15 protein-coding genes and 2 pseudogenes are annotated in these 25,390 nt (G+C 70.6%); 10 read left to right on the top strand and 7 right to left on the bottom strand.

Features of this window, described 5'->3' with window-relative positions:
* Position 1 precedes the first annotated feature (1 nt).
* The 3 genes and pseudogenes from ACFYY7_RS24465 to ACFYY7_RS24475 all read right to left on the bottom strand — a co-directional run.
* Positions 2-193, bottom strand: a pseudogene (locus tag ACFYY7_RS24465) (IS1380 family transposase); the annotation flags it as partial.
* A 162-nt stretch (positions 194-355) separates the two neighbouring features.
* Entirely contained in the window at positions 356-1,627 is a 1,272-nt protein-coding gene (locus tag ACFYY7_RS24470; RefSeq protein WP_388664463.1) for an MFS transporter, read from the bottom strand.
* Positions 1,624-1,893 (bottom strand): hypothetical protein, encoded by a 270-nt coding sequence (locus ACFYY7_RS24475; protein WP_388664465.1) that lies wholly within the window; start codon positions 1,891-1,893, stop codon positions 1,624-1,626. The genes ACFYY7_RS24470 and ACFYY7_RS24475 overlap by 4 nt, the downstream gene beginning before the upstream one ends.
* A 204-nt stretch (positions 1,894-2,097) precedes the next feature.
* On the opposite strand from ACFYY7_RS24475, the gene ACFYY7_RS24480 reads away from it, so the two are divergent.
* Positions 2,098-2,475, top strand: coding sequence for a DUF6221 family protein (locus ACFYY7_RS24480; RefSeq protein WP_388664466.1), 378 nt, complete (start codon positions 2,098-2,100; stop codon positions 2,473-2,475).
* Here ACFYY7_RS24480 and ACFYY7_RS24485 read toward each other — a convergent pair.
* The 3 genes and pseudogenes from ACFYY7_RS24485 to ACFYY7_RS24495 all read right to left on the bottom strand — a co-directional run.
* Positions 2,409-4,211, bottom strand: a complete 1,803-nt coding sequence (locus ACFYY7_RS24485) for a hypothetical protein (RefSeq protein ID WP_388664468.1) — start codon at positions 4,209-4,211, stop codon at positions 2,409-2,411. The two genes, ACFYY7_RS24480 and ACFYY7_RS24485, sit on opposite strands and share 67 nt — an antisense overlap.
* Positions 4,208-5,269 (bottom strand): ATP-binding protein, encoded by a 1,062-nt coding sequence (locus ACFYY7_RS24490; RefSeq protein WP_388664470.1) that lies wholly within the window; start codon positions 5,267-5,269, stop codon positions 4,208-4,210. Before ACFYY7_RS24490 ends, ACFYY7_RS24485 begins: the two co-directional genes overlap by 4 nt.
* Before the next feature lie 518 nt (positions 5,270-5,787).
* Positions 5,788-5,916, bottom strand: a pseudogene (locus ACFYY7_RS24495) (FBP domain-containing protein); the annotation flags it as partial.
* Between the two features lie 56 nt (positions 5,917-5,972).
* Between ACFYY7_RS24495 and ACFYY7_RS24500 the strand changes: the two are divergent.
* From ACFYY7_RS24500 to ACFYY7_RS24525, 6 genes are all read left to right on the top strand, one after another.
* Positions 5,973-6,542, top strand: a complete 570-nt coding sequence (locus ACFYY7_RS24500) for a TetR/AcrR family transcriptional regulator (RefSeq protein ID WP_388664472.1) — start codon at positions 5,973-5,975, stop codon at positions 6,540-6,542.
* 94 nt (positions 6,543-6,636) lie between these two features.
* Complete coding sequence (locus ACFYY7_RS24505; protein ID WP_388664474.1) at positions 6,637-7,815, top strand: GDSL-type esterase/lipase family protein; 1,179 nt, start codon at positions 6,637-6,639, stop codon at positions 7,813-7,815.
* Positions 7,816-8,404: 589 nt separating this feature from the next.
* Complete coding sequence (locus ACFYY7_RS24510) at positions 8,405-16,924, top strand: SDR family NAD(P)-dependent oxidoreductase (protein WP_388664476.1); 8,520 nt, start codon at positions 8,405-8,407, stop codon at positions 16,922-16,924.
* Positions 16,925-17,071: 147 nt separating this feature from the next.
* Complete coding sequence (locus ACFYY7_RS24515; RefSeq protein ID WP_388664478.1) at positions 17,072-17,623, top strand: DUF664 domain-containing protein; 552 nt, start codon at positions 17,072-17,074, stop codon at positions 17,621-17,623.
* Positions 17,624-17,896: 273 nt separating this feature from the next.
* Positions 17,897-18,139, top strand: a complete 243-nt coding sequence (locus ACFYY7_RS24520) for a hypothetical protein (RefSeq protein WP_388664480.1) — start codon at positions 17,897-17,899, stop codon at positions 18,137-18,139.
* Positions 18,140-18,463: 324 nt separating this feature from the next.
* Complete coding sequence (locus ACFYY7_RS24525) at positions 18,464-19,252, top strand: IclR family transcriptional regulator (RefSeq protein ID WP_266734490.1); 789 nt, start codon at positions 18,464-18,466, stop codon at positions 19,250-19,252.
* Between the two features lie 64 nt (positions 19,253-19,316).
* Here the strand turns inward: ACFYY7_RS24525 and ACFYY7_RS24530 are convergent, their stop codons facing one another.
* Positions 19,317-21,617, bottom strand: coding sequence for an FAD-dependent oxidoreductase (locus ACFYY7_RS24530; RefSeq protein ID WP_388664482.1), 2,301 nt, complete (start codon positions 21,615-21,617; stop codon positions 19,317-19,319).
* 437 nt (positions 21,618-22,054) lie between these two features.
* Here ACFYY7_RS24530 and ACFYY7_RS24535 point away from each other — a divergent pair, with 437 nt between their 5' ends.
* The 3 genes from ACFYY7_RS24535 (at position 22,055) to ACFYY7_RS24545 (ending at position 25,271) form a co-directional block, all read left to right on the top strand.
* Positions 22,055-22,984, top strand: coding sequence for a sugar ABC transporter permease (locus ACFYY7_RS24535; RefSeq protein ID WP_358945862.1), 930 nt, complete (start codon positions 22,055-22,057; stop codon positions 22,982-22,984).
* Positions 22,981-23,901, top strand: coding sequence for a carbohydrate ABC transporter permease (locus tag ACFYY7_RS24540; RefSeq protein WP_266734494.1), 921 nt, complete (start codon positions 22,981-22,983; stop codon positions 23,899-23,901). Before ACFYY7_RS24535 ends, ACFYY7_RS24540 begins: the two co-directional genes overlap by 4 nt.
* A gap of 68 nt (positions 23,902-23,969) precedes the next feature.
* Positions 23,970-25,271 carry an extracellular solute-binding protein gene (locus ACFYY7_RS24545; RefSeq protein WP_388664484.1) on the top strand — a complete coding sequence of 434 codons (1,302 nt, stop codon included), beginning with the start codon at positions 23,970-23,972 and terminating at the stop codon, positions 25,269-25,271.
* Positions 25,272-25,390 lie beyond the last annotated feature (119 nt).

A 25,390-nucleotide genomic window follows, 5' to 3' on the forward strand; every position in this document is an offset into this window, starting at 1 on the left:
TGAAGGAGGCGCCCTGCTCGGCCGGCCCGTACACGGGCTTGACCTCGGAGTCGATGTCGACGAACACCACCTCGTCACCGGTGGAGACCAGTTGACGCACATGCCCCCAGGTGAACGCACGCAGGAAGGTGCCGAGTGTGGACGGGGCACGCACGCCGCCGAACAGGCGGGGCAGCCCGCCATGGCGCAGCACGTACGCGGTGGCTCCAGGCTGAACAGCTGCCGCAGCGGCGCGATTCTTCCCGTCCCGTTTGGCGCTGATCGTCGCGATGACAGCTCCGTCGCCGACTGGGAGTGACATGTCGACGAGCAACGCCCCTGCCATCGGGCAGGGCGTTGCTCGAGATGGTCTGTTTCAGGATGCCTTTTGGTCGGCGCGCTTCTCGATCTCGGTGGTCACCCGTGCTCCTCGGAAGAGCACCGGGAGCCACAGGAGACATGCCAGCAGGGGGACCGCGGCGTAGGTGGCCATACCCACACTGGAGCCCAGCCCGTCCATGAGCGCGCCGAGGACGAGATAGCCGATGCCGATGAGCGCCGACTCCACGAATGCGATCATCGACAGCAGGCTCGCCCGGTGGCGCGACGGCACGGCCTCGTTGAACACGTTGTCCACGATCACGGCGGTGATCTCGGGAATCCCGACCAGGGCCAGGAACGCGGCGATGGTGACCCAGACAAGGCCGAGGCCGCTCAGGCCGAGTGCCGCGGCGAGCGTCAGGAGGGACGCCGGGACTATGACCCGATACCCGATGCGCCGGTCCGCGCGGTCCGACAGCAGCGGAGTGAGCCCGCCGGCGAAGAATCCCGCCGATATGACCACGCTGACCAGTGCGGTGCCCGCTCCCTGATCGGAGAGGGTCTTCTGCGTAAAAATGATGTACGGCGTCAAAGTCGCATGCATCAATCCGGACACCACGACAAGCGTCACGAGAGCCGGCGTGGCGACCCGAAGCATCGCCCGCCATGCTGTGGCGTCGCTGTGCTCCTCCTCGGCTCCGTCCTGCTCGTCCACCGCGTCCGCGCCGCGGATCTCGGGCACCCGTGACATCAGCACCACCACGGCCAGGGCGAGGCAAGCCGCCGAACCGACGTAGACGACTCCCCAGGAAATCTGCTGCAGTTGGCCGCCGAGGACGATGGCGGCTCCCGAGGTGACCGTCCCGAGCATGGTGAACCGGGACTTGATCCTGACGTAGTTGGCCGTTGCACCACGACGCACGAGCAGGTCGTACAGCAGGGCGGTGTCCGAGCCGGACACACATGCCATGCCCACGCCCTGCCCGATGAACAGCGCCAGGAACACCCAGTAGTTGGAGAACGTCCCCTGGCCGAGCAGACATCCGGCTATCAGCATCTGGCCGATCACGATGCTGGCACGCCTGCCGATTCGGTCGGCGATGACTCCCGTCGGCAACTCCGCAACTCCGCTGACCAGGTAGAGCAGTGTCTGCAGTAGGGCCACTTGCCCGGCGGAGAAGCCTCGCTGCTGAAGGAAGAGGACGAATACGCCGCGCTGGAACAGCGTGTTGGTGAGCACGGCGTATACGTAGAACGGGCGCGTGACACTTCGTGCTGCATTGTCGACCGCAGCCGACCCGCTGAAGGCCTCCGTGGTGCCGGTCATGCTGCGGGCTCCCTGGTGACTCCGGTGATCATTAGCATTGGGCCTCCGCCGTCGACCGGAACCTCCAGTCCATACTTCGCGCAGGATATCGGGCCGGCCAACCGGGAACCCTTGCCCGCACCAGCGAGCTTCACCTTCTCGGCCAGCAGCGCGGGCAGACCGCACCGCTCGGCCAGCCGGATCGTGGGAACCAGCCCGGCATGCGCGATCAGGACGCGGGCGTCGAAAGCGGCGAACAGCTCCGCGGGCCTGTGCGAGACTTTCACTTCAGAGGTGCCTTGCTTCGTGGGACCGGTGTGGGCGTAGGAACTCCCGTCATCCCAGTTCAGCGTGGCACCTCTTCGTATTTCTCCGTCCACAAGCCGACCTTCACTCGGTGGATCGAGATCGTTTCATCGCCGACCCGCGAGGGAACGCGCTCGGGCGACAGAAACAAGCGACGGCACCCGGCAGAACATCGAGGATGCCCCATGACTGAACACCTGGTGACGTTCCTCAAGACACGGCTGGATGAGGAGGCCGACCTGGCCCGGCGCTGCGACGGCAACGGATGCTGCGGAGAGCGGTCTGCCCACGGGAACACGGTTGATATCTGTCAGGTAGAGCTCTCAGACTTCCACCCCACGATCGCCCTGCATGCGGCTCTGCACGACCCGGCCCGCGTTCTGCTTGAGGTCGGAGGCCGAGCGACGCATCCTGGCCCGTCACGTCCTCAGTCCGGCCGGGGGCGCCCCGGAGCTACCGCGAGTTCGAGGAGCCTTGCCTTACGGGGCCCTGCCGCTCAGCGCACCCGGAAGACCGGTCCGCGCGGGGTGAACGGCAGCCCCGCGCCCTCCGGGATCAGGTAGGCGTGCTCGCGGCGGACCCGCAGCACGTCGCACCAGCCGTCGGTGATCACCAGGACGGGGGCCGTGGGCGGGAAGTCGTCGGCCCGCTGCAGCAGGTCGATGCCGGGTTGCAGGACCGTGCCGCCGCGCCCTCTGACCCGTACCCGCCCGGCGATCTCCGTCGGCGCCAGGTACCCGGCGTCGTAGGCGGCAGCGTCGCAGAACACCACTCGGGCGGCCGGCACGTCGCGGGCCTCGGCGTAGGAGGCGATCGCGCCCAGTGCCTTGGCGAGCAGCGGGCCGGACATCGAACCCGAGGTGTCCATGACGACGCCGAAGGTGCAGCGGGCGACCTCCTCGGGCGGGAAGTAGCGGCCCGCCCGCGGGATGTCGGGGGTCGAGGCCTGGCGCCGGGCGGGCCGGGAGTAGCTGCGTACCGGTTCGGGCCGTGTCACGAACTCGTCGAACCAGCGTGCCAGTTGGGCATCCCACGGGACGGGCGGATGGGCAAGTGCGCGGATCTCCTGGACCAGTCCGGCCGGTAGCAGGCCGCGCTGTCGGTCGGTGTGCAGCTGGTGGCCCTGGACGAGGGCGCGCCGGTAGAACTCGTCGAGGTCGACGGGGTCGGCGATCCGGCCGGGCAGTGGTTCGCCCAGGATGTCGCCGGCGCCCTTGCCGCGCAGGGTCGCAAGGCGCCGGCCACGCCGCAGCCCGGTGGCGATCCGGTCGTACACCTCCTCGGTCGACAGACCCTTCAACTCGGCGTCGTACAGCAGCCCTTCGGGCATCGCGCCGACGCTCATCTCAACCAGCCAGCCGTTGATGACGTAGTCGGCGGCGACGTTGAAGAGATAGTGATCGCGGGCGCCGCGGCGCCCGCCGTGGCGCAATGCGGCGTGCAGCATCTCGTGGGCGAGGATGAACTGCCACTCCTCGTCCGTGAACCGCTTGAGCGGGTTGATGTAGATCTCGCCGGCGGCGGCGTCCACGGCGGCCACGGAGATGTCGTGCACGCGGGCGAGTTCGGCGTCGGCGACGACGGTCAGTCCGGCCGCGAGGCCGCCGAGCAGCGGGTAGGACGAGACGAACCAGTTGAGGGCGCGGTCCCAGGGACGCTGGGCGACGCGCTCACCGGTGAGCCGGTCTCGGCGGCCGCCCGCGACGTCCATCGCGGCGGAGACCGTACGGGTCAGGGCGTACGCGAAGGCGAGTTGCCGGTCGGGCAGGACGGTGTCCCAGCGCGGCCACTGGACCAGCAGCTGGTCGGGTTCGCCGTCCGCGGTGCCGCACCGCTCGTAGGCGGCCGGGACGCCGGCCTTGCGCCAGCGGGCGGCGAGCTGCTCCTCGTCGCCGTCGGGGTAGCTCTCGGGAAGGTGGTCGGGGGCGGTGCCGATGGGGAAGGTGGCGAGGAAGCGGTTGACGACGGTGCAGCGGGCGGCGAGGTCGAAGCGGTCGGGCTGTTCTCGGGGCTCCTTGGCAGCGGGGAGGTGGCCGAATCCTAGGTGGAGGAGGGCATGGGCGAGCGCCCAGGCCCACTCGCCGGGTTCGGCTCGGCGGGTGGGGTGGACGTGCACCCGCCCGTTGGAGTCTGCCCGGACGAGGCCCTGGCCGGGGGCGTCGGCGTTGCCTTTGGTGCGGACGAAGTTGGCGTCGACGGCTGCGAGGGCGGGGTTGCGGCGCACCAGGTCGGCGCCGGCGGCGAAGGCCTCGGCGGCCGGGTCGGGGCGGTCTGCGCCCTGCTTGCGGGACCGGCTCAACGCCGGGCCTCGACCAGGCGCGGCATGTCGCGGGCGGCCTCCACCAGGAACCAGGCGGGCAGCACCGGGTTGCCGTCGGCGTCCTCGGCTATGACGGTCTGGGCGACCTCGACGGAGATCTCGGCGAGCTGGACGAGTAGCGACTTGGCGCGGTAGGAGGTCTCGCGCACGGCGGCCGAGGCGTGCTCGCGCCGGGCCGGGAGCTCCTTGACGAGCCGTCCCCGGAACGCCTCGGCGAGGTAGTAGAGCAGGTCGCGGTCCTCGATGCGTCGGGGCCAGGAGGCGTCTCCCTTGATGATCGCCTCGATGCCGTAGGTGTGTCGCACGATCTTGGCGTACCCGCAGAAGGAGACGGCATGGGCGGGGGTCAGCGTCCCGTGGGCCACGACCTTCAGTGGCTCCTCGTCCAGCGCCGGCCCGAAGGAGTGCAGTGCGTCGGAGAGCATGTGCCAGGAGCGGGGCGTGGAGAACGGCTCCTCGGTCTTGGGCGGCTGCGACCACAGGTGGTCGGGCCGGTCGGTGAGGTAGTCCACCACCCAGGGGTGAATGCCGTTCTCGCCCGCCCACGTCAGCCAGTCGGTGGCGGAGGCACGCAGGTGGACGTGGGTGAGACGGTTGACGAGTGCGGAGGCGATGGGGCGTGCCAGGGCGTTGTCGGTGGCACGGTTGCCGGCGCCGATCACGATCGAGCCTGCCGGGAGCTCGTAGTTGCCGATCCGGCGGTCGAGGATGAGCGAGTAGAACGCCTTCTGCACATCCGGGGTCGCGGCGTTCAGCTCGTCCAGGAAGAGGCAGTACGGCTCGTCGCGGGCGATTGCCTCCGGCGGGCAGAACACGGAGCGGCCGTCGCGGATCTGCGGCACGCCAATCAGGTCTTCAGGGGCGAGCTGAGTGCCCAGCAGGCTTACGCACTCCAGGCCCAGGGAGTCGGCGAACTTCCTCACCAGGGAGGACTTCCCGATGCCGGGGGCGCCCCAGAGGAATACCGGGCGGACTGTGGCGAGGCCCAGGAGGAGGTCCGGGATCTGGGTGGGGGTGACGGTTACTGCGGCCTGCAAGCGGTGGGCTCCTTCGAGGGGGATGTCCTGTTCGCCCAGTGTATTGAGGCTGGTGGGGGCAGTCGCACCTGATTTTCCCCTGCTCTGCCGATGTGCCGACTCGCTGAGCAGTTCCGTCGGCAACAACTGGCGTGGAAGGGACCTACCTTGCGGGCCGCCCGATCCGCTTGAGCAGTTGGGCAGCGGTCTTGTTTCCGCTGTCGTGGGAACAGGCGACTCGGTCGGTGATGACGCCGGCCCAGAAGAGAGTGTCGTGGACCGGCTCGTGGGTCTCCGGCAGGCGTTCGGCACGGCCACCAACAGCGCCACCACCGTGGCACGGGTGCGGTAGGTGACGCGGCGTCGCTGCCGTTCGGCGTGGACGACCACTGCGCCTGGAGAGTGTTCTGGTCACGAAGGCGGTCAGGGACTCGGGCGCTGCCACGGTAAAGAGCTCGCGCACCGGAAAGTCCGAGCGGGTCTCTCCGGCGGACCGTTCCGTTACGTTTCAGGGCACCCACGAAGTTGCCCGGTTGCCTCAGGTCGCCCCAGGGGCGCTGGGCCGGATCACGGGGAACGAACACATGCCTCGCCTCGCCCTTGGTGCAGTTCACGTACGCGGTACGGATGCCTTGCCCGGTCGGTGGTTCCGTGAGCGACAGGCACATTTGCCTAAAGCTCTTAGGCAAATGCATAATAATTATCGCCGAATGAGAGGAAGGTTATGGTTCGCGTGGGGCTGACCACGGAGCGTCTGACGCGTGCGGGGGCGGAACTGGCCGACGAGGTCGGCTTCGACCAGGTGACCGTCTCGGCGCTCGCCCGGCGGTTCGACGTCAAGGTCGCGAGTCTGTATTCGCACGTGAAGAACTCTCAGGACCTCAAGACCAGGATCGCCCTGCTCGCGCTGGAGGAACTCGCCGACCGGGTCGCCGCCGCGCTGGCCGGGCGGGCCGGCAAGGACGCCCTGGCCGCCTTTGCGGATGCCTACCGCGACTACGCCCGGGAGCATCCCGGCCGCTACGACGCCGCCCGCCTCAGGCTCGACCCCGAGACCGCGGCCGCCAGCGCCGGGGTGCGGCACGCGCAGATGACGCGGGCGATCCTGCGCGGCTACGACCTGACGGAGCCGGACCAGACGCACGCGGTCCGGATGCTGGGCAGCGTCTTCCACGGCTACGTCAGCCTGGAGATTGCCGGAGGCTTCAGTCACACCGCCGTCGACTCGCAGGAGTCCTGGGCCTGGATCCTGGATTCCCTCGATGTTCTGCTGCGGAACCGGGCCAAGCCTTGACCAGCGGGGGCCGCGCCGCCGGAGACGGTCCGCCGCACACCAGCACAGCCGCGCACCTGAACATTCAGAGAACCTTGATCAAAAGGCTGGGACAGTGAACACCGAAGACGACTGGATCACCACGCCTGTCACTGCGGATATACTGCGTGGATTCCTCGACGTGGAACCGACCGCACACGGCCTGCTGCCGCATCGGCTGCCCGCTCGGGCCCGTCGGCAGATCCCTGACAACCAACTGGCCGTGGCCGAGGCCCAGCCCTCCGGCGTGCGGCTGGCCTTCCGTACGCGGGCCACCACCATCGAACTGGACACGCTGCCCACCAAGCGGGTCTACCGAGGTTTCCCGGCGCCGGCGGACGGCGTCTACGACCTGCTGGTCGACGGCCGGCTCGCCGCCCAGGCCACAGTGCCCGGCGGTAACGTCCGCACGATCAACGACATGGTCACCCAGTCCGCCGAACTGCGCGAGGGGCCCGCCGGCACCGCCCGGTTCACCGGTCTGCCGGCACGTGAGAAGGGCATCGAGATCTGGCTTCCGCATACGGAGATCACCGAGCTGATCGCTCTGCGGACCGATGCCCCGGTCGAGGCGGCGCGGGACAGCGGGCGCAGGGTATGGCTGCACCACGGCAGTTCCATCAGCCACGGTTCGAACGCCGCCCACCCGACCGCGATCTGGCCCGCCCTGGCCGCGGCCCAGGGCGAAGTGGAGCTGGTCAACCTGGGGTTCGGCGGCGGCGCGCTGCTCGACCCGTTCACCGCACGCGCGATGCGGGACACCCCTGCGGACCTGATCAGCGTCAAGATCGGCATCAATGTCGTCAACTCCGACGTGATGCGCCTGCGCGCCTTCACGCCCGCGGTCCACGGCTTCCTCGACACCATCCGCGAGGGGCATCCGACCACACCGCTGCTGGTCGTGTCCCCCGTCCTGTGCCCGGTCCAGGAGGACACTCCCGGCCCCCTCGCGCCCGACTTCGACGGCGGGACATTGCGGTTCAAGGCCACGGGCGATCCTGCCGATCGCGCTGCCGGGCGCCTGACGCTCAACGTCATCCGCGACGAGTTCGCCCGGATCGTCGAACAGCGGACGGCTGACGACCCGAGCCTGCACTACCTCGACGGCCGTGACCTCTACGGCGAGAAGGACTACGCCGAGTTCCCGCTGCCCGACGAGGTCCATCCTGATCCCGCAGGGCACCGCCGCATCGGCGAGAACTTCGCGCGGCTCGTCTTCGGCGATGGCGGTCCCTTCGCCGCCGGGACCGGCTGACCACATCACGGTCACGCAGACCGTGATCACCGCGTGGCCTCGCCGGGGCTGGGCAGTCCCCCGCCCGCGCGGCCGATGCCGGGCCCCGGGCTTCACGCACGTGCACAGCGCGGACACAAGCGAAGGAGGCCGGCTGCGGTCCCGGCGAGTCGGACAGCGAGAGCATCGGTGCCGTCGAGAGCGCCCGGCAAGGTGTCGCCGGCCCCTTGCCGGTGGACCTCCTCGACGTGAGTTTCAGGTGTCTCGAAGTGGCGGTGCAGCGAGCGGCTGCACCGCCCAAGGGTTTCAGCCGACTTGGCTCCAGGCCACGATCGCGACGCCGGTGGTGACCTGGCAGGCCAGTACGCCGGTGAGGAGCAAGCGGCCCGCCCAGGTCAGACGACGTCTGGCCGACCGGAGCGTCTGGCGTGCCGTGCGCCGGCTGGTGCCGCGAGTCGGCCTACGACATCGGTGAAGCGCGTCGGGTGCGCGAGAACAACTGCTCGGGGCAGGTGAGTCGTACCCCGTCGGCGTCGGCCCGTCACCGGGAGGCAACCTGGGGAACTGTGCCATCGTCCTCAACGGCGGGTCGTCTCAAGGAGGTCATGCGGTGGGTAAGCACGCCGACATCGTCAAGCCACTGCCGGAACTGCTCGGGCACCACGCCCGGCGCCTCGGCGACAAGGTCTGTTTCGAGGACCGGCTCAGGCGTGTGACCTACCGGGAGCTGGAACGGAGGACCGCACGGCTGGCCGGTCATCTGGCCGGACTCGGTCTGGAGCGTGGTGAACGGGTGGCCGTGCTGCTCGGCAATCGTGTCGAGGCGGTCGAGAGCCTGCTCGCCGTCACCCGGGCGAGCGGCGTGGGCGTGCCGCTGGACCCCGGGAACTCGGAGGAAGAGCTGACCCGCCTGCTGGACGACAGCGGGGCACGGGTGCTCATCACGGATGATGCCTGCCTGGCACGGCGGCGAACGCTGCCGTTGCGCCCCGGGTTGATCGTGGTGGTGGCCGAAGGCGGTGCCGAGGACGGGGGCGGGGGCTGGCACTCGGATTCGGGCGCGGAACTCGCGGAACTCGTGGAGCCGGCGGGCGAGGTCGGCGGAGTCGGGGGCCGGCCCGCCGGGGTGGCGGGTGCGGGTGGCGTTCTGCGGTTCGAGGAGTTGGCGGGTACGGAGCCGAGGACGCCGGCCCGGGACGATCTCGCGCTGGACGAAGTGGCCTGGCTGCTCTACACCTCGGGCTCCTCGGGTGTGCCCAAGGGCGTGCTGTCCACCCAGCGCAACCGGCTCTCGCCGGTCGCGACGGGCCTGGCCGGTGTTCTGGGCCTGTCCGAACAGGACCGTGTGCTGTGGCCGTTGCCCCTCCATCACGCGATGAGTCAGATCGTGTGTTTCCTCGGGGTGACCGCGGTGGGGGCGAGCGCGGTGCTGCTGCCCCGGTTCTCGGTGGCGGGGGTGCTCGGTGAACTGCGGCGTGAGGACGGCTCGTTCACCTTGCTCGGTGGGGTTCCGACCACGCACTCGGCACTGCTCGACGCGGTCCGGGGCGAGAGCGGCGGTCAGGACGGCAGCGGCGGTCTCGGTGGCCCCACGCTGCGGGGTTGTGTCAGTGGTGGCGCGGCGGCTGGGCCCGGGTTCCACGAGTCCTTCGAGGCGATCTGTGGTGTGCCCTATCTGGAGCATTACGGCAGTACGGAGGCGGGCCCGGTCACCATGTCGGCGCCGGGCGGGGCGATGGCGTCCGGAACGTGCGGGCGGGTGTTGCCCGGGACCCGGGTCCGGGTCGGCGGGGGTCCGGACGGCCGGGACACGGGCGAGGGCGAGTTGTGGGTCAACGGGCCCGGGGTGATGGCCGGTTACCACGGCAGGCCGGAAGCCACCGCGGAGGTACTGCGCGACGGCTGGTTCCGCACGGGTGACCTGGCCAGGATCGATGGCTTCGGTGCACTGGCGATCACCGGCCGGGCGAGCGATCTGATCATCCGGGGCGGGGTGAACATCCACCCTTCGGAGGTGGAGGCGGTGTTGCGGCGGCTGCCCGGGGTGGCGGACGCCGCCGTGGCCGGACGTCCGCACCCCGCCTTCGGCGAGGTGCCGGTCGGCTATCTGGTCGCCGAGCCCGGCGGTGTACTGGACCGGGGACGCATCCTCGCCGCCTGTCGTGCGGAACTGTCCGGTTCCAAGGTGCCCGTCGAGCTGTTCGAGGTGGAGGACCTTCCCCGTACCTCTTCCGGGAAGATCCTGCGGCGGGATCTCGCCGGTCTGCCCGCACGGGCGCTGGGCGCGGAGGCCACCGGCAACGGGAAGCCGTCGGAGGACCTGCTCGCCCTGGTGCGGAGCGAGGTGGCTGCCGTGCTCGGCTGTACGGCTCGGGCGGTGGAGCCGAGCACCGCGCTGCGGGACCTGGGCATGGACTCCCTCACGGCCACGGTGCTGCGGGAGCGGTTGTCGGCCGCGACCGGTCTGCCGCTCTCCGAGGCCGTCGCCTTCGACTTTCCCACGGCCGAGGCGCTCGCCGCCCACCTCGGGGAACGGAACGCCGTCGCACCGGCCGGCGCCGGTCCGGTGGACCGGAGTGCGGCCCGGTCGGACGACGATCCCGTGGTGATCGTGGGGATGGCCTGCCGCTACCCCGGGGACGTGACCTCGCCCGAGGAGCTGTGGCAACTGGTGGCCGAGGGGCGGGACGCCGTCGGCCCCTTCCCCACCGACCGGGGCTGGGACGTCGACGCGCTCTACGACCCGGACCCCGGGCGGCCCGGGAGGACGTATGTGCGCGAGGGCGGCTTCCTCTCCGGTGCGGACCGCTTCGACCCCGCGTTCTTCGGCATCTCGCCCCGCGAGGCCCTGGCCATGGACCCGCAGCACCGGTTGCTGCTCGAAGTGGCGTGGGAGGCTTTCGAGTACGCCGGTCTCGTCCCGGGCACTCTGCGCGGCTCGGCGACCGGTGTGTACGTCGGGCTGATGTACAGCGACTACGCGCGCCGTCTGGCAAGGACGCCCGAGCAGGTCGAGGGGTACCTCGGCCTCGGTAACGCCGGAAGCGTCGCCTCGGGCCGCATCGCTTACGCCTTCGGGCTCGAAGGCCCGGCCCTCACCGTGGACACGGCGTGTTCCTCGTCCCTGGTGGCCCTGCATCTGGCGGCCCAGGCGCTGCGCCGGGGTGAGTGTGCCTTCGCGTTGGCCGGTGGCGCCACGGTGATGTCGGGGCCCTCGTCGTTCGTGGAGTTCAGTCGCCAGCGGGCGCTGGCGCCCGACGGCCGCTGCAAGGCGTTCGGTGCGTCCGCCGACGGCACGGGGTGGGCCGAGGGTGCCGGGATGCTGCTGCTGAGCCGGCTGTCCGAGGCGCGCCGCGCCGGGCTTCCGGTACTGGCGGTGGTGCGCGGCTCGGCGGTGAACCAGGACGGGGCGAGCAATGGGCTGACCGCGCCGCACGGGCCGGCGCAGCAGCGGGTGATCCGGCAGGCGCTCGCGGACGCGGGATTGAATCCCGGGGACATCGACGCGGTGGAGGCGCACGGCACCGGCACCCGGCTGGGGGACGTCATCGAGGCGGAGGCCTTCTTCGCTACGTACGGGCGGCAGGAGCGGGAGCGTCCCCTGCGGCTGGGCTCGGTGAAGTCGAACATCGGTCACACCCAGGCCGCTGCCGGAGTGGCCGGGGTGATCAAGATGGTCCAGGCGATGCGGCACGGTGTGCTGCCGCGTACCTTGCACGCCGACGAGCCGACGCCCCGGGTCGACTGGTCGGCGGGGCGGATCGCGCTGCTGAGCCGGGCGGTGGAGTGGCCTGCGACGGACCGCCGGCGCCGGGTGGGGGTGTCGTCGTTCGGGATCAGCGGCACCAATGCCCATGTGGTGCTCGAAGAGCCTCCGGGCGACAAGGAGACCGCAGCGCTGTGTGCCGTGGCGGGTGGCGGGGCCGCGGGGATCGGCCGTGTCGGGTCCGGGGTGGAGTCGGAATGTGCGGCGCGTCCTGGGCGGGCCGCGGTGGCCTTTCCGGTGTCGGCGAGGAGCGTGCCGGGGCTGCGGGCCCAGGCGCGACGGCTGTACGACCATGTGGCCGCCGCTCCTGACACGTCCCTGGCAGACATCGGGTACTCGCTCGCCACCACGCGTGCGGCCCTGGAGCACCGGGCCGTGGTGGTGGCCCGGGACCGTGCGGAGCTGCTCGGCTCCCTGCGGGCCGTGGCCGAGGGCGGCAACCGGTCCGGAGTGCATACGGGCACGTCCCGCCATCACGGCTCGACGGCCTTCCTGTTCACCGGTCAGGGCAGTCAACGTTCCGGCATGGGCCGCGAGTTGTACGAGTCACGGGATCTGTACCCGGCCTTCGCCCGTTCCTTGGACGAGTGCTGTGCCCTGCTCGACCCACTGCTGCCGGTGCCCCTGCGGGACGTCATGTTCGCCGGGCCCGGTACGGAGAAGGGCGCGTTGCTGGACACGACCCGGTTCGCGCAGCCGGCGCTCTTCGCTCTGGAGACCGCGCTGTTCCGGCAGTTCGAGGCGTGGGGAGTACGCCCCGGTCTGGTGGCCGGGCACTCGGTGGGCGAGGTGGCGGCGGCGCACGCCGCCGGGGTGTTGTCCCTCGCGGACGCGTGCACGCTGGTGGCGGCCCGGGGCCGGCTGATGGACGCGCTGCCTCCGGGCGGCGCGATGGCGGCCGTGGCCGCGGGCGCGGACGAGGTGGCCGGCCACCTCTCCGCGGCCGGGAGCGCGGTGGAGATCGCCGCGGTCAACGGGCCTGCGTCGGTGGTGGTCTCCGGTGACGCGTCCGCGGTGCGGGAGGTGGCCGCGCACTTCCGGGAGCGGGGCCGTTCGGTGACGCCGCTGCGGGTCGGCCATGCCTTCCATTCCGCCCGGATGGAGCCCGTGCTGGCCGAGTTCGCGGACGTGGTCGGGCGTCTGTCCTTCGCCGCGCCGCAGCTGCCTCTGATCACCGCGGTACCGGGCCGGGCGGCCACCGCCGAGGAGGTGTGCGCACCGGAATTCTGGGTGGATCATGTCCGCCGTCCGGTCCGCTTCGCCGATTCGGTGGCGTACCTGGGTGAGCAAGGCGCGGCACACTACGTCGAACTGGGGCCGGACGGCGTGCTCACCGGCCTGGTGCGTGATTGCCTATCCGCGTCCGGGCCGGGCACGGACGCGGACGGCACGGACGGCGGACCGGACGCGGGTGAGGCGGGCGTTGGTGAGCGGGGCCCGGTACCGCTGGTTCTGCCGACACTGCGCAGGTCGCGGCCGGAGGCGGATGCCCTGCTCGACACGCTGGCCGCCCTGCATGCCCACGGTGTTCCCGTCGACTGGCGGGCTGCCCTCGCCGGGAGCGGCGGGCGCCGCGTCGCGCTGCCCACGTACGCCTTCCAGCGCCGCCGGTACTGGCTGGAGGCCGTCCCGGAGTTTCCGCCCGCCTCCCCGGCGGCCGAGGCCGCCCATCCGTTCCTGCGGTCGGGCATCCGTACGGCCGACGACGACGGGCTGCTGCTGAGCGGGTTGCTTTCGGTGCGGGACCAGCCGTGGCTTGCCGACCACGTGGTGGCCGGTGAGATCCTGCTTCCTGCGACCGCCTTCCTCGAAATGGCCCTCCATGCCGGCGAGTTGATGGGCGTCGCTGTCGTGGACGAGCTCGTTCTGACCGCACCGCTGCCGTTGCCCTCGGACGGTGCCGTCGCCTTGCAGGTGAGGGTGGCGGGGGCGGACGAAGCGGGGCGGCGGGCTGTGCTCTGCCACTCCCGGCCGCATACTCCGGCGGGTGACGGTCCCTGGCTCCGTAACGCCGTCGGCACTCTTTCGCCGACGCGGCCGCGCGAGGACCTGACAACGGCGGCAGGTGAGACCGCGGGCGAGACCGGCGGCGGGCCCCGGCCGGACACGTCCTGGCCGCCGGAGGGGGCGATGCCGCTGCACGCCGGCGGCCCGGGGACGGGGCCGTACGAGCAACTGGCCGCCGACGGGCTGCGATACGGCCCCGCCTTCCGGGGCATGCGTGCCGCCTGGAGTCGCGGAGAGGAGCTGTACGCGGACGTCGCGCTGCCTGAAGCGGTCCGGGCCGCGCACCGGGAGGCGGGCGGCCCTGAGTTCGTCCTGCATCCCGCGCTGCTCGACGCGGCGCTCCACGCCCTGGCCCTGAACGGCCGGGTCGCGAACGTATCCGGGGCGGCCGGTCCGGTGGACGGCGGGTTGTCCCTGCCGTTCGCTTTCAGCGGGGTGCGTGTGCACATCGCCGGTGCGCAGCGCTTGCGAGTGCGGGTGGCCCCCGGTCCGGACGGTCGGGCCGCAGTGGAGCTGACCGACGGGACGGGCTCGCCGGTGGCAACGGTCCGTTCGCTGGCGCTCCGGCCTCTTCCGCGTACCGAATCCGGCTCCGGCTCAACGGCGGCGGACGCGGCCACCGGTGCTCTCCACCGGACGGACTGGGTGGCGAAGGCCGAGCCGTCCGCGCCCATGACGCCGCCTCGCTGGGGGGTTCTGGGCGCTGCGGACACATGGCTGGTGGATGCCCTCGCGCCGCCCGGTTCCGGTGTCCCGGTGTACCCCGACCCGGCGGCGTGCGACGCGTCTTCGGCCGTCGTCGTGGCACCGTGCCCACTTCCGGGCACGGCCGACGATGACCAGGACCAGGCTGCCGGTCTGCTGCGGGCGGCGGACCGGGCACTGAGGCTCGTGCAGGAGTGGCTCGCCGAGCCACGCCTGTCCCGTTCCCGTCTCGTCCTCGTGACGTCCGGTGCCGTCGCTCCGGCAGGTGACGGTTTCCCCACGGACGATGCCGCCGGTCGCGGGAGTGACGGCCGGTCCGGCGAGGCAGTGCCCGTACCGTTGCACACCCCGGTGTGGGGTCTGGTCCGCTCGGCGCTGCGGGAGAATCCGGGCCGCTTCGCCGTGATCGACGTGGACGAACACCCCGATTCGTGGAGAGCCCTTCCCGGCCTGTTGGCCGCCTCGGTACCGGAGGCGGCCGTACGTCGGGGGGCGGTGTACGTACCGAAGCTGGTGCCGCTGCCGGCCGAGGCGGCACCGAAAACACGGAAGGGGCGGACCCTCGACCCGGAGGGGACCGTCCTGGTCACCGGCGGCACCGGTTCCCTTGGGATGCTGGTGGCTCGGCACCTGGTCACCGCTCACGGCGTCCGGCACCTGCTGCTCGCCGGCCGACGCGGGCCGGACTCTCCGGGGGCCCGTGAACTCGTCTCGGAGCTGTACGAGGCGGGCGCCCGGGTGACCGTTCACGCCTGTGATGTCGCGGACCGGACCGCGCTCGCGGCCTTGCTCGACGCGGTTCCGGCGGCCCACCCGCTGACGGGCGTCGTGCACACCGCGGGAGTGCTGGACGACGGTGTCGTCGCGGCGCTCACCACGGACCGGGTGAGGCGGGTGATGCGGCCCAAGGCGGACGCCGCCCTCGCTCTGCACGAACTGACTCACAGTCATGAACTTGCCGTGTTCGCGTTGTTCTCGTCGGTGGCGGGTACCTTCGGCTCCGCGGGCCAGGCCAATTACGCCGCGGCCAATTGCGTGCTGGATGCCCTGGCGCGGCACCGCGGGCGACTCGGGCTGCCCGGCACGTCGATCGTCTGGGGCCCCTGGCAGCAGAACGACGGCATGATGGCGCACCTCGGCGACGCGGACCGGCAGCGGATGGCCCGTTCCGGGTTCGGCCCGCTCGGGCCGGAAGAGGGCCTGGCGCTCTTCGACGCGGCCGTGGCCGGCGACGAACCCGTGGTGGTGGCGGCCCGCCTCGCCCCGGCCGCCCTCCACAGCGGTGACACGGCGGCGAACCGGCTCCGATCCCCTGCCGAGGACGGAAACCACGCGGGTGGCAGGGGCTACGAGGGCGGGGATCGGCTCGGCCGGTTGCCGGCGGCTGCCTCCCCCGGGGAGATGGGCAGGGTGCTGCTCACGAACGTCCGGACGCTGGCGGCCCGCGTCCTGGGCCATCGGGAGGAGGCGAGCGAGATCGACGGGGACGCCCTGCTGGCGGACCTGGGGCTGGATTCCCTGGCAGCGGTCGATCTGCGCAATGAGCTCGCGGAGTGGACGGGGCTCGCACTGCCGTCCACGCTGCTGTTCGACTTCCCGACGCCGCGCGCGCTCGCCGTCGAGCTGACGCGGCGGTATGCCGCCGAGGCACCATCTGCGGGTGCCGTGTCCGACGCCCCGACACGGCTCGCGACCGTCGGCTCCCTGAACTCCCCGGAACTTTCGGGACTTTCGGGACTTTCGGCGGACGACGATCCGGGAAGCAGCGCGGGGAGCGGTCCTGGGGCGGGCGCTCCGCCGGACGTCCGGGGGCGGGTCACCGAAGCACCGCACGCAGAGGATTCTCCGGACTCCCTGGGCGCGCTCTTCCGTACCGCATGTGCCCGGGGCCGGAGCTGGGACGGCATGGTGCTCCTCACTGTCGCCGCGCGCCTGCGCCCGGTCTTCGACGGGACCGAAGCGCCCGGCGCGACGCGCGAACCCGTCTTGCTCGCGGCGGGCGGCACGGGAGCCCGCCTGGTCTGTTCCCCCGCGCTCAGCGCACTGTCCGGACCGCAGGAGTACGCGCGGCTCGGTGCCGGGCTACGAGGGCTGCGGCCGGTTTCCGCGGTGCGGCATCCGGGGTTCGAGCCCCGCGAGGCGCTGCCCGCCACACTGGACGCGTTCGTCACGGCGCAGGTCGCCGCTGTCCGCGCGGACTCGGCCGAAGGCCCTCCGGTACTGCTGGGGCGGTCCGCCGGTGGCTGGGTGGCCCACGCCGTGGCCGAGCGTCTGGAGTCCGAGGGTGCCGCCCCGGCCGCCGTCGTCCTGGTGGACACCTATCCCCCCGGTCACGGCGACCGGGGGCAGGCGCTCTCCGCGATGACGTCGGACATGCTGCGCCGGGCGGCGGAGTACGCCTCCGCCAGTACCGACCGGCTCACCGCCATGGCCGGATACTTCGAGCTCTTCAGCGGCTGGAAACCCGCTCCGCTCGCCTGTCCCACCCTGTACGTACGAGCCCGGGACCTGCTGCCCGGCGCGGATCCCGCCCCGGACTGGAGCCTGCCGCACGCCGAGATCATTGTGCCGGGGGACCACTTCACCATGCTGGAGGAGCACGCACGTAGCACTGCGCTCGCCATCCACGAGTGGCTCGGCAGCCGGTTCTGAGGAGGTCTTGGGAGAACGGCAGTCGAGCCGCCGGACGGCCGGCTGCCCGATCCGGACTCCGACGTCCGGCGGCAGCATTCGTCTCGGACGAAGCCGACGCCCCTGCGCGGCTTCCTGGAGCGGTTGCCGAGGCATCATGATGCAGTCATGAGGATTCCCGACCGCCGGATCGAACTCTTCGCCGGTACCGACAGCGGCAACCGGTTCAGCGGCCCTGCGACGGGAGGCGAACGGCCCATGCTCACAGCCGTGCTGGACGCCCAGCGCGCCACCCTGGAGCTCAAGTGCTCGGCTCTCGGTCCGGAGTTGGCGATGCGATCCGTTTCCCCGTCCTCGCTCTCGCTGCTCGGCCTGGTCCGGCATCTCGCCGACGTGGAGCGCCGCTGGTTCCGGGCCGTGCTCGCCGGGCACGACGTCGAGCTGCGCTTCTCCTCGGCGGACGCCCCGGAGGGCGATTTCGACGGTGCGGTTCCCGCACCTGAGGTCGTCGCCGCCTCCTGGCGGGCCTGGCGGGACGAGGTGGCCTTCGCGCGCGAGTTCGCCGCCGAGGCCCCTCACCTCGACATCCAGGGCCGTGACGCCTGGCGAGGAGCGGTCTCCTTGAGGTGGGTACTCATCCACATGATCGAGGAGTACGCCCGCCACAACGGACACGCCGACCTGATCCGCGAACGGATCGACGGAGCGGTCGGGGTGTGACCGAGGTCGAGCCCGGCCGGCCCACGCGCTGTCGGTCCGGGTCCAGTTGCAGTGGTTCGCCCGTTGTGCATGGCGAGGCGGCTGTCCTCTTCGGTCCTCTTCGCCGCACTCAAAGGATGGTCATGACAGCTGCATGCCATCCCCGGCATCATGGACGCCATGGACACGTCGATCAACGACTGGATCACCATCGCGGCCTACGAGAATCTGCCGGGCCGCCCCCGCCCGATGGAGGCTGTCCGCGCTTGACTGCGCGACCGCGGCATCGACTGGATGCCCTTCTACCTGGACGAGATCCAATGCGGTCTGGCCTGCGGCATCGGTGCTGACGGCCACTGGCACGGCTGGTTCCACGTCCGCGTCCACACCGACGCTCTCAGACGCCTCGGGCTCCATCCCGACCAGCCCACCGCCGAGGTCACCGGCACATCTCCACCCGGCTGGTGGCACGCCGCGGCGGAACGCAACCCTCACTCGTGGGTGTCTTGCCGATCAAGACGGGGCAGCGAGCGGTGACTTGCGCCGCGACGCTGAGGACCCTGCGCGTTCGGGGCCCGCCCACCTGGTGGCGGTGTCTCCACGGAAAGCAGAAGTCCCGATCTGTCCCCAGGCGTACGGCCCCGCCCGGCTCCGTTCCTCGCCCTGGCCCTGTTCATCGGCGCCCTCGCCGCGATCTGCCCCTGCGAGGCGGACGGCTCGTCGGTCCGGGCACCGTCCGCCGCGGGACGGTTCGGGTGCGGATCCGGTCCTTCGCGAGCCGGTGGAAGTCAGGGACATCCCCCAGGTCGACGCGATATGCTGATGCAGATTGTGCAAGCCATTTGCAAAATGAGGAGGGCCATGGCCACGCGGGCGACCGATGCCGGGACGAACCAGAGCGTCGAACGAGCGGTCTCGGTACTGCGCGCACTCGACGCCGGCCGCGCCGAACTACGCGTCTCCGACGTCGCCGAACTCACCGGGCTGGGGTCTTCCACCACCTCTCGGCTCCTGTCCACCCTCGAACGGCTCGACATGGTCGAACGCGACCCGGTCAGCAACCTCTACCGCCTCAGCCTCGGGATTCTCCCGCTCGCCGCCACCGCGACCAACCGGCATCCCGTCCACCGCGCGGCCCGCATGGTCCTCCAGGACCTCGCGACCCGCACCGGGCTGGGGGCCAATGTCGCCGTCCGCCGGGACTCCGAGCTGATGTTCCTGTGCAATTTCGAGGGGCACCGCGCTCCGAAGTCCTATACGCAGGCCGGGCACACGGCGCCGCTGCACGCCACCAGCATCGGCAAATGCCTTCTCACCGGCCTCACGCCCAAGGAGCGCCGCAAGCTGCTTCCCGAGCCGCTCGCGGCACACACCGACTACACGACCACCAGCCACGACCTCCTCGACGCCGAGATCGACACGGTCCGCCGCACCGGTTACGCGATCGAAGCCGAGGAACGCGCCCTTGGCCGTGCTTCCCTCGCCGCGCCCGTCCGCGACGCCTCGGGGGACGTGGTCGCCGCCATCTCCCTGTGGGGCCCGGCCTCCCTCCTCGGCAACCACGCCGAGACCAACGGGCAGCGGCTCGCCCTCACCCGTGAGGTCATCGAAGCCGCCGACGCCATCAGCCAGGCACTCGGCGTCCTCTGAATCACACCACGAAGGGGCCCGGTGAAGGTTGTTCGACCTTCACCGGGCCCCTTCGCCGTGCCGTTTACGCGCCGTACGCCTTGAACGCGATCACATGCGCGTGCCGCGCTCCGTGCGTCGCATCCACCACGAGCCGCAGCGCATCGGTGCGCAGGGGCCCGCCGTCCGCACCGTTAAGCGGGTGCACACGGTGGCGGCGGCGGTTGCCCTCCACCGTCAGCAGCGTGCGCCAGGTGCCGTCGGGCTCGCGGCTCTGGAGGCGGTAGTCGCGGACCAGTTCCGGCATGACCTCGAACGGGGTGCGGTGGCGGTGCAGGTTGTTGAGGTACTCGTCGACGTCGTCGTCGAACACCACGCGTGCCTCGGTGAGCTGCTGCTCCTCGTCCCAGTCCAGGCTCAGCCACTGCTCGGCCCGGTCCGGGTCGGGCAGGAGCTCGGACGACCACATCTGCGGGCCTCCGTAAGCGCGCTGGAATCCGCCGACGGCCCGCTCGGGCCGGAACGCACCGGTGTCCGGGGCCGCGCGGAAGCCGAAGCTCCGGCGGCGCAGGCCGCGGGCCTGCCATTCCAGGACCAGCTGGCCGTCCTCCTCCGGAATGTCGTGGTCGACGGCCGCGTCCCCCTCGACCCTGCTGCGCAGCGCGAGGACGCCGTCGATGCGCTCGGGAACGAGGACCAGCGCGGCACCCGGGCAGGCGCGCACGATCAGGACGACGTTCTCCGGGGCGTCCGGGCGGTGGCCGAGGCGGGCCGTGACCCAGTGGGGGCCGTCGGCCGGCACGGTGACCGTGGTGGTGAGCAGGTGGTCGACCGGGACCGCGTTCTCGGGGCGGCCGGTGCTCCACAGTTCCACGGTGAGTTCGCTCGCCGGCCCGCCCGGGACGCCGTGGACGAGCAGGTCGACCGTGTCGAGTTCGGGGTCCACCGGCAGCAGCAGCGCGAGGTCGCGGGTGAGCGGGTAGGGCTCGCCGGGTGCGGTCTGCGTGGGCTCGGCGGCCAGGCGGCTCAGGTGCGAGGAGGCGCTGACGCGGGCCGTGCGCGCCAGGTTCTCGGGGTCGTCGTCGTACAGGCCGATGACCGAGGCGTCCTGCCGCAGCAGGGTGCGGCGCACCATTTCAGGGTGTTTTGCGGCGAGTTCGCGCGGGGTGAGGCCCTCGGTGACACAGAGCGCGGCGGCCGTGCCCGCGGCCTCACCGAGCGTGGCGCAGGTGGCCATGACACGGGTGGCACCGAAGGCGATGTGGGTGGCGGAGATGTTGCGCCCGGCGAACAGGAGGTTCGTGACGTTCGCCGAGTACAGGGAGCGCAGCGGTATGTGGAAGATGCCGTCCGCGTAACGCTGGCGGGCGCCGGGCTCGTCGGCGTACATGCCCTGCACCGGGTGGAGGTCCACGGACCAGCCACCGAAGGCGACGCGGTCGGCGAACTGCCGCTGTTCGAGGATGTCCTGCTGGGTCAGCATGTGGTCGCCGAGGAAGCGGCGGTACTCGCGCTTGCCGGGGAGGCTGCCGACCCATTCCAGGGTCAGGTTCTCGGCGTCCGGGAATTCGCCGGAGTTCTTGATGTGGTCCCAGATGCCCATGATCACGGACTGGAGCTCGTCGCGGATGCGCTCGTTGTCGTGGACGGTGTCGAGCTCGCCGCCCCACTCGATCCACCAGTAGTCGCAGCCGTTGTCGCCGGTACGCAGGACGCGGTTGCGCAGGATGGGCGTGGTGGTGAGGTCGCGGGCGCTGGCGGGCGGCACGAACTTCACCGGCCGTCCCGTGTCCTTGGTGTGGAACAGGATCGTCGACCCGAGCAGCGCCTCGTCCTCCTCCTCGGGTGCCCAGGGCTCGCCGAACTCCGCGCGCGCCTCGCGGCCGATGCGGTGGTGGGCGCCGGCGAGGTGGCCGAGCAGGCCGTCGCCGGTGCAGTCGAGGAACTGGTGCGCGTGGAAGGTGATGCGCCGCTCGGAGCCCATCATCCAGCCGGTGCAGGACTGCACCTCGCGTGCGTCGTCCGGGCCGCTCGCCTCGACCTCGCGTACGTCGGTGTTGAGGTACAGGTCGATGTTCGGCTCGGCGCGGACCGCGTCGAGGACCACCTGGTCCCAGTAGTACGGGTTGCCTTCGGGGTTGCGGAACTGGTTCTCGGTGTACAGCTCGCCCATGATTCCGGTCTCCCGGGCCCAGCGGTGCACGCCGTGGGCGGTGGCACCGCAGACCCAGACACGGACCTCGCTGCTGGCATTGCCGCCCAGGACGGGCCGGTTGTTGACCAGCGCGACGCGTCGGCCGAGCCGTGCCGCGGCGATGGCCGCACAGGTCCCCGCCAGGCCACCGCCGATGACGGCGATGTCGTAATGGACCTCTTCTTCCCGCACGGTGCGGCCTCCTTGATGTGAAGCTCGGATTCCCTCCGCCACAGCGGAGCGACCTTGAACGTACATCACATCCATATTGTGCAACCACTGTTCAGCCAGTGGGATTTGTTGTAAGTTTCCAGCGCAGCCGACGACACCGTCGCCGCGGGCCGACGGACCAGCTCATGGCAAGTGCGGCGACTTTGCCGGTCCCGCACAGAACCGGCGATTCACTCACCAGCAGGGTTGACGCCGTCGCACGATATGGAGAACGATCCCGCATGCTGCAACTTGCGTTCAATGGAGCATGCAATGGCATTCACACAGGGCCTCGGGCGAAACAGGGGACGGGGCGACTCACCACTCGCGCCCGGCCGCGTCGCATCCGGCTGCCGGTGCACGGCCTTCCGTGCCACGCCCTGCAACACCGCTCCCGCCCCGTTTGAGAGGACACACCCATGAGTACGGCCGCACCTCCCCAGAAGGCCGCTCCACGCCGTGAGCGGGCCGGTGGGCGGCTCTCCAACGGCGCGTTCGCACTGCTGCTGACCGCCCCGGGGATCGCCCTGTTCGCGACGATCATCGTCTACCCGCTGGTCTCGGCCCTGTTCACCGGCTTCTTCAAGCAGGATCTGCGGCTGCCGGGCCGGGAATTCGTCGGCCTGGAGAACTTCGCCTACTGGCTGGACGGCGACTTCCTCACGATCCTCAAGCAGACGCTGGTCTTCACCGTCGGTGCGACGGTCGTGCCCTTCGTGATCGGCTTCGCGCTCGCGCTCGCGCTGAACTCGGGCCTGAAGGGCAGCGGCTTCCTGCGCGGCCTGTTCCTGTTCCCGTGGGTGATCCCCGGTGTGGTGATCTCCTTCCTGTGGATGTGGATCTTCAACGCGAACTACGGCGTGCTGAACGGCATCCTCATGAAGGCCGGGATCATCGAGGAGTCCATCTCCTGGCTCGGCCAGCCCGGCACCGCCATGCTCGCCGTCATCATCACCAAGACCTGGGCGAGCTTCCCCTGGATGATGGTGATGCTGCTGGCCGGTCTGCAGACCGTTCCCAAGGAACTGCACGAGGCGGCCTCCATGGACGGGGCGGGCTCGATCCGGCGCTTCTTCGCCGTCACCTGGCCGCAGGTCCGCGGTGTCGCATCGATCGTGCTGCTCCTGGAGTTCATCTGGAACTTCCAGCACTTCGACACCATCTACGTGCTCACCGGCGGCGGCCCGGCCGGCTCCACCGAGACCTTCGCGACCGCCGTGTACCAGACCGCCTTCAAGGGCTTCGACATCGGCCGGGCGACCGCGCTGGGCGGACTGTGGATGCTGCTCCTGCTCGTCCTCGTCGCCGTATACCTCAGGATCACCGAGCGGAAGGGCGACGCCCGATGACCTCCACGACCTCCACCCCGCTGTCCGGCACCGAGCGGCTGAGGCCGCACACCGCGTCCGCCGGGCGCACCTCGCGACGCCGGATCCGCAAGGACCTGCTGCGCTCGCGGATCGCCGCCTGGACCGCGGTCCTGGTGATCGGCGCCTTCGGCATGCTGCCGATCTACTGGCTGCTGGCCACCGCCCTGAGCAGCCCCGAGCAGACTTTCCAGTTCCCGCCGAAGCTCATACCCACCGAGATCACCTTCAGCAACTTCACGGCCCTCGCCGAGAACGAGCAGCTGATCAAGTACCTGGTCAACTCCCTCATCGTGGCCTCGATCACCGCCGTGCTGAGCGTGGTCGTCGCCACGTACATGGGCTACTCGTTCTCCAAGTTCCGCTACCGCGGACGCCGGTCGCTGATGCACCTGGTGCTGGCCTCCCAGATGTTCCCCCAGGCGGTCCTGCTGGTGACGCTGTACGCCGTCTTCTCCAGCTTCGGCCTGCTGAACACTTACACCGCCCTGGTGCTGTCCTTCACCACGTTCACGATGCCGCTGTGCGTCTGGATGCTGAAGGGCATCTTCGACACCATTCCGGACGCCCTGCTGGAAGCCGCGTCCATCGACGGCGCGTCCCGGTGGCGGACGCTGCACTCCATCGTGGCGCCGCTGGCCGCGCCCGGAATGATCGCCGCCGGCCTGTTCGCCTTCGTCCGCGGCTGGAACGACTTCATCTTCGCGGTGACGCTGGCCGACAAGGAGAAGCAGACCCTGCCGCCCGGCCTCGTCTCCACGTACATCGGTGAGTTCCAGACCGCCTGGCCGGAGCTGATGGCGGCCTCGCTCGTCGTCTCCGTCCCCGTGGTCATCGCCTTCATGTTCCTGCAGCGCTACCTCGTCGGCGGCATGACCGCCGGTTCGGTCAAGAGCTGAGCCCGCGGGATCCTCCCGCACCCTCCCCCCACACTCTTCCCTTCCGCCCACTCCCCCATGGAGAGACCATGACCACCTCTGGCATCAGCCGGCGCGGCGCGCTGCGCATGTTCGGCATCGGCGCGCTCAGTGTGGCCGGAGCCGGTGCGCTGGGCGCCTGCGCACCGTCCGGCGCCAGCACCTCCTCGAACGGAGGCGACACGAAGTCCAAGGACTTCGACTTCACCTCCTGGTCGCTCAACGAGGAGGCCGCCAAGCCCTCCATCGAGAAGATCATCAAGGCGTGGGAGAAGGCCGAGGGCTCCAAGATCCGCGCGGTCTCGTACCCGTACAACGAGTACCTGAGCCAGCTCACCCTCAAGCTCGGCGGCGGCGAGACGACCGGCGCGGTTCACCTCGACATCGCCTGGCTCGCCGCGGTGGCGCAGATGGGCAAGCTCGCCGAACTCGACACCGTGGCCATGAAGGGCGGCTACACGAACGTCGCGCTGAACAGCGGCATGTACGACGGCAAGCAGTACGGCCTGCCGTGGAACACCGGCTCGATCGGCGTGATCGCCAACTCCAAGCTCCTGGAGAAGGCCGGCATCAAGAAGCACCCCACCACCATCGAGGAGTTCGAGGGCGCGCTGCGGGAGCTGAAGGGGCTCGGCAACGGCATCGTGCCCTACGCCGCGGCCACCAAGGTCGCGCAGCTCAAGGACATCTTCCCGTGGATGCAGACCTTCGGCTGCATGCTCATGGACGGCGACAAGGTGACCATCGGCGACGACGCCTCCGTCGACGCGGTCACCTGGTACAAGAAGCTGCACGACGAGAAGCTGATCGCCGCGGACGTGGACCGCTTCGACGCGCGCGCCCTGTTCGGGCAGGGCAAGGCCGCCTTCTACGACGACGCCATCATCGGCAAGGGCGTGACCTCGGCGCAGTCCAAGGACAAGACGCTGGCCGACGCGATGCAGCCGATGAAGCGGCCGGTGCTGAAGGCCGGTGACACGCCGCAGGCGCTGCTGTGGGGCGGCGTGATCGCGATCGTCAAGGGCAAGGGACAGGACGCGGCGACGCAGTTCGCCCTGCACACCACTTCCGACCGCGCCACCACCACCGAGTACTTCGCCTCCCGCGCCCTGCCGCCGTCCACCACGGTGGGCCTGTCCGACCCGAAGGTCGCCCAGGACACCTTCACCACCGAGTGGACCGAGAAGATCACCGACACGGCGACCGGCAGCCCGTTCTGGCAGTTCGCGCAGAACGCCCAGATCGAGGAGGCCGTGGCCAAGCAGGTCCAGGCGGTCCTGGTCGGCAAGTCGAAGCCGAAGGACGCGATGAAGAAGGCCGGCGAGGAGGTCGCCGCCCTCATCAAGCGCTGAGCCGGCGCGCGGCGCTCCGGGCCCGGTGAAGGTCGAAACGGCCTTCACCGGGCCCTTTGCCATGCCGCACACGCCTTCCCCAAGACGTATTCAAGTTCCGCATTGTGCAACCTCTATTC

It is taken from the genome of Streptomyces sp. NPDC001933 (assembly GCF_042890955.1).
In the GTDB taxonomy this organism is placed as follows: Bacteria; Actinomycetota; Actinomycetes; order Streptomycetales; family Streptomycetaceae; genus Streptomyces.

Bases quoted from the DNA above. Each gene is read 5' to 3' on its own strand.
- ACFYY7_RS24470 (WP_388664463.1), bottom strand. From the start codon at position 1,627: ATGACCGGCACCACGGAGGCCTTCAGCGGGTCGGCTGCGGTCGACAAT.
- ACFYY7_RS24480 (WP_388664466.1), top strand. From the start codon at position 2,098: ATGACTGAACACCTGGTGACGTTCCTCAAGACACGGCTGGATGAGGAG.
- ACFYY7_RS24500 (WP_388664472.1), top strand. From the start codon at position 5,973: ATGGTTCGCGTGGGGCTGACCACGGAGCGTCTGACGCGTGCGGGGGCG.
- ACFYY7_RS24515 (WP_388664478.1), top strand. From the start codon at position 17,072: ATGAGGATTCCCGACCGCCGGATCGAACTCTTCGCCGGTACCGACAGC.
- ACFYY7_RS24520 (WP_388664480.1), top strand. From the start codon at position 17,897: ATGCCCTTCTACCTGGACGAGATCCAATGCGGTCTGGCCTGCGGCATC.
- ACFYY7_RS24525 (WP_266734490.1), top strand. From the start codon at position 18,464: ATGGCCACGCGGGCGACCGATGCCGGGACGAACCAGAGCGTCGAACGA.
- ACFYY7_RS24535 (WP_358945862.1), top strand. From the start codon at position 22,055: ATGAGTACGGCCGCACCTCCCCAGAAGGCCGCTCCACGCCGTGAGCGG.
- ACFYY7_RS24540 (WP_266734494.1), top strand. From the start codon at position 22,981: ATGACCTCCACGACCTCCACCCCGCTGTCCGGCACCGAGCGGCTGAGG.
- ACFYY7_RS24545 (WP_388664484.1), top strand. From the start codon at position 23,970: ATGACCACCTCTGGCATCAGCCGGCGCGGCGCGCTGCGCATGTTCGGC.